General features: G+C 69.1%; 6 protein-coding genes and 1 pseudogene. 5 read left to right on the forward strand and 2 right to left on the reverse strand.

The window, feature by feature from the left end; all coding sequences use genetic code 11:
- Positions 1-101 precede the first annotated feature (101 nt).
- Complete coding sequence (locus E2E34_RS29625; RefSeq protein ID WP_138904951.1) at positions 102-1,307, reverse strand: MFS transporter; 1,206 nt, start codon at positions 1,305-1,307, stop codon at positions 102-104.
- Between the two features lie 118 nt (positions 1,308-1,425).
- On the opposite strand from E2E34_RS29625, the gene E2E34_RS29630 reads away from it, so the two are divergent.
- Together E2E34_RS29630 and E2E34_RS37275 are read left to right on the forward strand one after the other, a co-directional pair.
- The gene (locus tag E2E34_RS29630; RefSeq protein WP_138904952.1) at positions 1,426-2,334 is read left to right on the forward strand and encodes a LysR family transcriptional regulator; all 909 of its coding nucleotides are present in this window, start codon (positions 1,426-1,428) and stop codon (positions 2,332-2,334) included.
- A 92-nt stretch (positions 2,335-2,426) separates the two neighbouring features.
- Complete coding sequence (locus E2E34_RS37275) at positions 2,427-2,786, forward strand: transposase (protein WP_167518418.1); 360 nt, start codon at positions 2,427-2,429, stop codon at positions 2,784-2,786.
- Positions 2,787-2,802: 16 nt separating this feature from the next.
- Here E2E34_RS37275 and E2E34_RS37060 read toward each other — a convergent pair whose 3' ends face one another.
- Positions 2,803-2,931 (reverse strand): hypothetical protein, encoded by a 129-nt coding sequence (locus E2E34_RS37060; RefSeq protein ID WP_279637912.1) that lies wholly within the window; start codon positions 2,929-2,931, stop codon positions 2,803-2,805.
- Between the two features lie 455 nt (positions 2,932-3,386).
- Here E2E34_RS37060 and E2E34_RS29645 point away from each other — a divergent pair, with 455 nt between their 5' ends.
- The 3 genes and pseudogenes from E2E34_RS29645 to E2E34_RS29660 form a co-directional block, all read left to right on the forward strand.
- Positions 3,387-3,776, forward strand: a complete 390-nt coding sequence (locus tag E2E34_RS29645) for a hypothetical protein (protein WP_138904954.1) — start codon at positions 3,387-3,389, stop codon at positions 3,774-3,776.
- A gap of 239 nt (positions 3,777-4,015) precedes the next feature.
- Positions 4,016-4,417, forward strand: coding sequence for a hypothetical protein (locus E2E34_RS29650; RefSeq protein WP_138904955.1), 402 nt, complete (start codon positions 4,016-4,018; stop codon positions 4,415-4,417).
- A 321-nt stretch (positions 4,418-4,738) separates the two neighbouring features.
- Positions 4,739-6,276: pseudogene (locus tag E2E34_RS29660) on the forward strand (relaxase domain-containing protein); the annotation flags it as partial.

The raw sequence follows: 6,276 nt of genomic DNA on the forward strand, positions 1-6,276 counted from the left end.
GGGTGGCGTGTGGGGTCGTGCGCCGGAGCACGCAAGCGCTTTCCGCTTGTGCTTCAACGGGTGGGTGTTCTTGTCGCCCTGCCTACCGCGAATCCGAAAGGTCAGAGTGGACCGGTGGTCGGAGCACGGCCCACCGCGGTGGCGACCAGAGCAGCGAGCGCAAGCCCACCGCCCACCCACATCGCCGAGGTGATGCCGATGCCGTCTGCCGCCTGGCCGCCGAGGAGCGCGCCGAGCGCGATGGCGCCGTTGAACACGCCGACGAACAGGGAGGAAGCTGCCTCACGGGCATCGGGCGACGCGGCCAGGATCCACGTCTGCGTACTCACGGAGACTCCGCCGTAGGTGAGCCCCCACACCGCCATCAACGCGCCCGCCACCCACGGCGCCCCGCCCACGACGGGAAGCAGGAGCACCGTCGCGGCCATGACCACACTGATCACAAGGAGCGTCTTGCGCGGCGAACGCCCCGCGCCGGCACCGGAGATGAAGTTTCCCGCGACACCAGCGATTCCGTACACCAGCAGGAGCGTGCCGATCATCCCGGCGCTGACTCTGGAGACGTCCTCGAGAACGGGTCGGACGTAGGTGTACGCGGCGAAGTGCCCGGTGACCAGAAACGCCACGACGATCAGGCCGGTCCGCACCTGCGGGTTGCCGAACAGTCTCATCACCCCGCCCAGCTGAACAGTCCCTTCGGCCGGCAGCTTCGGCAGCAGCACGGCCATGGCGAGGAGGACCAGGAGTGCAAGGACGGCGGCGACCACGAATGCCGCGCGCCACCCGGCCAGGGCCCCGACGAACGCACCCGCCGGAATGCCGAGGACCGATGCCACTGCGATCCCGCTGAAGACCAGGGTGGTCGCCGTACCCACCGAATTCGGCGGCACCAGGCGCACCGCAATGCTTGCCGCGATGGCCCATACGCCGCCCATGCCGATACCGACCAGTACGCGCGCGGCGACCATCACACCGAAGTTCGGTGACCACGCGGCGCCCAGATTGCCGATCAGCAGAACGGCCATGAGCGCGCAGAGCACAATGCGCCGGTCGAACCGGCTCAGGGCGGACGTCAACAGGGGCGAGGACACCGCCGCCACCAGACCTGTGATCGTCAGTGTGAGACCCGCCACGCCTTCGGTGACCTTGAGGGAGTCACTCATGGGAGTCAGCAGCCCGACGGGCAGCATCTCCGAGGTGACGACCGTGAACGTGCCGATAGCCACGGTCACTACGCCCAGCCAAGCGCGTAGCGTCGTACGCCCCTGCGGTGCTGATCTTTCTTCGACTTCTTCAACTTGCGACATGCGTTGAGTCAATCGACCACGCAGTAGGGGAACAACGGCCAACCTCTCATCGTTCCATGAGGTGCACTCATAGATCGACAAAGAGCCTGGCCAAGGGAGTGGAAGAGCGGAGGGGGCCGTGGGAAGTCTGGAAGTTCGCGAGGTGGAGGCGTTTCTTGCCTTGGCCGAAGAGCTGCATTTCGGCCGGGCGGGTGAGCGCCTGTACGTGTCGCAGAGCCGCATCAGCCAGCTCCTTCGAACCCTGGAAGGCCGGATCGGCGCCCGCCTCGTCGAGCGCACCAGCCGCCGTGTACGCCTCACCCCGCTCGGCGAGACGCTCTTCGCGGACCTCCGCCCTGCCTACAACTCCCTGCAGACCGCTCTCGATACCGCTCGTAGCACGGCACGGGGCGTCGGCGGGCTACTCCGCATCGGCTTCCAGGGCACGGCTGACGACCATGTCATGAATGCCGTCGCGCTCTTCCAGAACCGCCACCCCGATTGCACCACCGAGATCGTGGAAATCCCCATCTCCGACCCCTTCGGCCCGCTCCACCGCCACGAAGTCGACACTGCGATCGTGCTGTTGCCCGTGGAGGAGAACGACCTCGTCCTCGGACAGATCTTCTCCAAGCAGCCGCAGACCCTCGCTGTCTCCACAAACCACCGCTTCGCGTCGTACGAGAAGCTGACGGCCGAGGACCTCGCCAGCTGCCCCTTGATCGGGGTCCGCGGCCCCGCCCCTGAGTACTGGCGGCGCGCACAAGCTCCCACTCTCACGCCGAGCGGCCGCGAAATCCCGACCGGGCCGACCGTGAGCACTCTGCAGGAGGGCCTGGCCCTGGTAGCGGCCGACCGTGGCGCAATGCTCCTGTGCCACCCCACAGGCGAGTACTACAACCGGCGAGCCATTACCTTCGTGCCCATCACCGGCCTCGAGGATTCTTTCCTCGGCCTTGTCTGGCACCACAGCCACGAAACCGCACGCATACGCGCCTTCTCACAGGCCCTCGCCGCGTCAGGGGGCATCGCCGACGGACCGTTCTAGCGGGAGCGTCGAAAGGCTGAGCGTTGCACGTGGTCGCTCGCGCACGCTGAGTGACAGGGCTCGGCCGAGTCGGCCTTGGGGAAGTGGTGGTCGTGGTCGATGAGTACGCGACCTGCAAGGGTCGCAACTACGGGACCATCCTGGTCGATGTCGAAGGTCGGCGGCCGGTGGACCTGCTACCCGACCGGGAGGCGTCCAGCCTGGCCGCCTGGCTCGCGAAACGGCCAGGGATCGAGGTGGTCTGCCGCGATCGCGCACCGTTCTTCGCCGAAAGCGCCACCGTCAGGACACCCCGGGCGCTGCAAGTGGCAGGCAGGTGGCATCTCTGGCAGCTACCAGCGCGTTCGCGCCTACTTCCGGAAGAAGCGGCTCTCTCCCGGCCCCGTCAACAGCTCGGCCGCCGTCACCCCGCGTCGTCGCCGGATGGATTCTCCACCTGCCCGAGTCCCTGACGGAGACCGACCGCCTTCAATCCAGGCCATCCTGGTCCACTGCCCCGAACTCGATGCCCTCACCGGTCACGTCCGGCCCTTCGGCCAGGTGCTCACCGAGCGCCAGGGCGAACGACTGCCGCAGTGGCTCGACGCCGTCCGGCAAGACGACCTCCCCAGCCTCCACACCCTTGCCGCGTGCGGTTGCTCGGTCAGCCGCAGGGCATCCAGCCGGCTGCAGCCCGCACCCTGATGCTGCTTGTCCGAGGAAGCCACACCTTCATGGTGCTCCCGTGCGCCCGGCCGGACAGGGCGCGAGAAGCACGCTGCCGCCCGTGCACGGGGCCCTGAGGGGTGGCAGGGCCCCACGACGCGGGGCCGTGGGGGCGGATATCACTTACGCGTCGACGGGACACCGATCCGGCGGGGTGTCGCGGTCATGTCCCTCGTTCGTACCCGGGCCATTGCCACCGGCGCCGAGGTTGGCCTCGATGTTCTCCAGTTGGGCCAGGAGGTGCTCGAGGTCCCTCAGTGTCGGTGGGCGTACGGAGGATGACCAAGTGGTCGCCGGAGGCATGTGACCCGTGACAAGCTCATCTCCATGGGGGAGAGGAACGACTGATGACCCATTACCAATGCGGTTCGTGCTCGTATGAGAGCGACCATCTCGGCGAGGCTCAACAGCACTCGCACCAGATGGGCCACGTTTGCATCGGCAAGGACGGTGCCGGGCCAGCCGGAGGTAACTTCGGCAAAGCCAGGGTCGTGGTTAAGGCCGGCGCCAGCGTTCTGGCCGCCACCACCATCGGGGTGCTCGCCTGGAAGTACAAAGGGCTTCAGGAAGAGCACGAGGAGCTCCACACAAAGCACGAAGGGCTCCTCTCCATGGCTGCCGGACTGGTCGTGCAGTTGGCGGAGTCGACGGCGGAGAACGAGAGCTTGAAGTCGGAGAACGACTACCTGAAGTCGGCCACCGGTGCGTCGAAGACGCTCAAGAGCTACGACTGCTGAGAGAGTCCGCGGGGAGCCTCCGCTGTACCACTGTGTTTACCGAGGCCGTAGGCGCCCGACTCCGTGGAGCCTCTTCGGGTGACTCTGTGGCGCGTGTTGGTGTTCTGTGCCCGTTGCGCCGTCAAGGTGGCTGCATGGACCTCGAAGTGGACACTGACGATCTTCCTGCCCCGCGACGTGCCGTGCCCGAGGGGGTGCGGCTTGCGCGGTGGCTTACGGCCAGCATCGGAAATCTCCAGATGCGGCGAGCGACAGTCGTACTCGGTTCTTACCGGGACGGGTACTGGCTCCGTCGGTTCGTTCACGACCCTGCCCTCAGCGGGAGCATCGGGCAGCCGGTCGAACCCCAGGTGTGGCAGCTCGTCAACGGCCGGTACAGCGTGCCCGCCTCCCCGGTCCGCGCTGAGGACTCAGCATCAGTCAATTGGGACCGGGTCGTAGACCTCCTCGGCTCACCGAACGCCCTCGACGATGGCGACCTGGAGCCCGGCGCCATGGGGCCGCACCTCGCCGTACTGGAGATCGCCGCGTCCCTGGCTGTCGGCCACCCAGTCGACCTGTGCCGGGCCGCCCGGGTACTGCCCGCAGCGGACTGGCGGGGCCTGTTCAGTCGCATCGTGAGCGCCGCTGACTACGTGTAACGACAGCCGGGCGCAGGGCCCGGTGGGTTGGGACCGCGTACTGTCGATGGGTTCGCTGCCATGGTGCTGGAGGCGCTCGAACCCGGATCGCCGACGCCCCGCCCCTGTTGCCGTTCGCTGCCCAGCGGAGCCTCGACTCGGGCTTGTGTGGCGGACCGCCTGGCGGGCGCTGCGGTAAAGACTTGGTGATGGCTTCCCGCCCGGCGGGAAGAACCCCGGGTGGCGCTTCTGTGCAGGTCAGCGCCGGGGTTCCATGGGCCGATGATCAGCATGTCGCCAGTCCGCCCGGGAAACGGGTGGCGCTATCTCTTCCGTGGCGTGATGGTCGGCGACGGCCACCGCCGGGCGGGCACGCCGCTGCGCGCCGCCCAGGACGAAGCCGGTGTCCCGCCCGGTGTGTGGAAGGGCCAAGGCCTGGCCGCGCTCGGCCTGGCGGCCGGGGACGTGGTGACCGAGCGGCAGGCCGAACTCCTCCTGGGGGAGGGCAGGCACCCGGACGCCGACCGGATCGAGCGCGAGCTCCTGGCGCAGGGCAAGAGCCGGCGCAGGCGCGGCGGGCTACCGTGCTGGGCAGGCCCATCGAGCACAACCGCTCACCGAAGACCGACAAGGCCAAGGAGCGCACCTTCCGGCCTCCGCCGACGGCCCACATCGCGTGGGCCTTGATGGACGACCGGCACCGCCGGGTGCTGGAGCTGTGCGACGACATCGCCTGCGACAAGACCCTGGCGTGGCTGGAGGAGTCGGTCGCGGAGATCCGCTCGAAGGCTGGCGGTAAGCAGCGCGCCCGGGTCAAGGACGGGCTGATCGTCGCGGTCTTCCGGCACTACGAGTCCAGGGCCACGGAATCGCGGCCGACACCCTTTACCTCCTGTACATCATGGAGGAGGTGTCCGCCCGGCTCGGGTGGGCGTTGGAGCCGCGCGAGGTGACGCCCGGCCGCCGGCCCGTCATGGACATCGCGGGCATCGACCGGCGGCTGATCGGCTGGCAGTCGACCCGCAGCCAGCAGATCGAGGACGCGCTGCCCATCCTCACCGCCAGGTACGAGGAGAAGCAGGGGCACGCGCCGGGGGAGCGGGCCGCCTACGCGCTGGCCTGCCAGGCCGCCGACCAGACCCGCTCACCGAAGCGCACGGAGCTGCTGTCGCTGACCGAGCTGCGCAGGCGATGGCGGGACTCCGCGATCCGGGCGTTCGGGGCCTGCACCGTCTACCGGCTCGCCGAGCGGGCGCGGGCGGCGGCCGCGGCGGTGTGGGCGCGGGTGCGGCCGGTGGTGGACGTCGCGTTGGCGGCTGTCGACGTCGTCGCTGTGGTGTACATGGTGCGCGGCGCGTTCAAGCGCCACCACCTGCTCGCTGAAGCACGCCGCCATCTCTCCTACGTCCTGCGCGGCCGACCTCACGAGCCGGGCGTGGACGAACAGATCGTACGGACGGTCGTCGACGACTACACCCGCCCGGCGAGGCGGCGGATGATGACCGCCGACCTGCGCGCCCTCTATCCGCGTGACACCGAGGACCAGGCCGTGCTGCGCCCGCTGACCCGCAAGCGGACCGCCTCGCCGTACGAGCGGGCCCGCCTCGCCGCCGACGCACTGGCCGCCCGGGTCCACGCGGTGCGCCGTGCGGAGCGCCTGGGGTCTCGCACCCGGCCGCGCACCGTCGCCGTGCCCGCCGCCTCGAGGCCGTACCCGCGGCCGTTCCGTACCGGCCCGAAGGACGGCCGCCTCCTGGAGCCGGAGACCGGCGTCGACACGGTGGAACAGACGCGCCAAACCCTGGAAGCCGCCGCCGCGCAGGTGGCCGCCACGATCCAGGACAGCCGGCAGGCGCGCGAAGCAGCCCAAGGCCCCCGAC

It is taken from the genome of Streptomyces albidochromogenes (assembly GCF_005981925.1).
Classification (GTDB): Bacteria; Actinomycetota; Actinomycetes; order Streptomycetales; family Streptomycetaceae; genus Streptomyces; species Streptomyces albidochromogenes.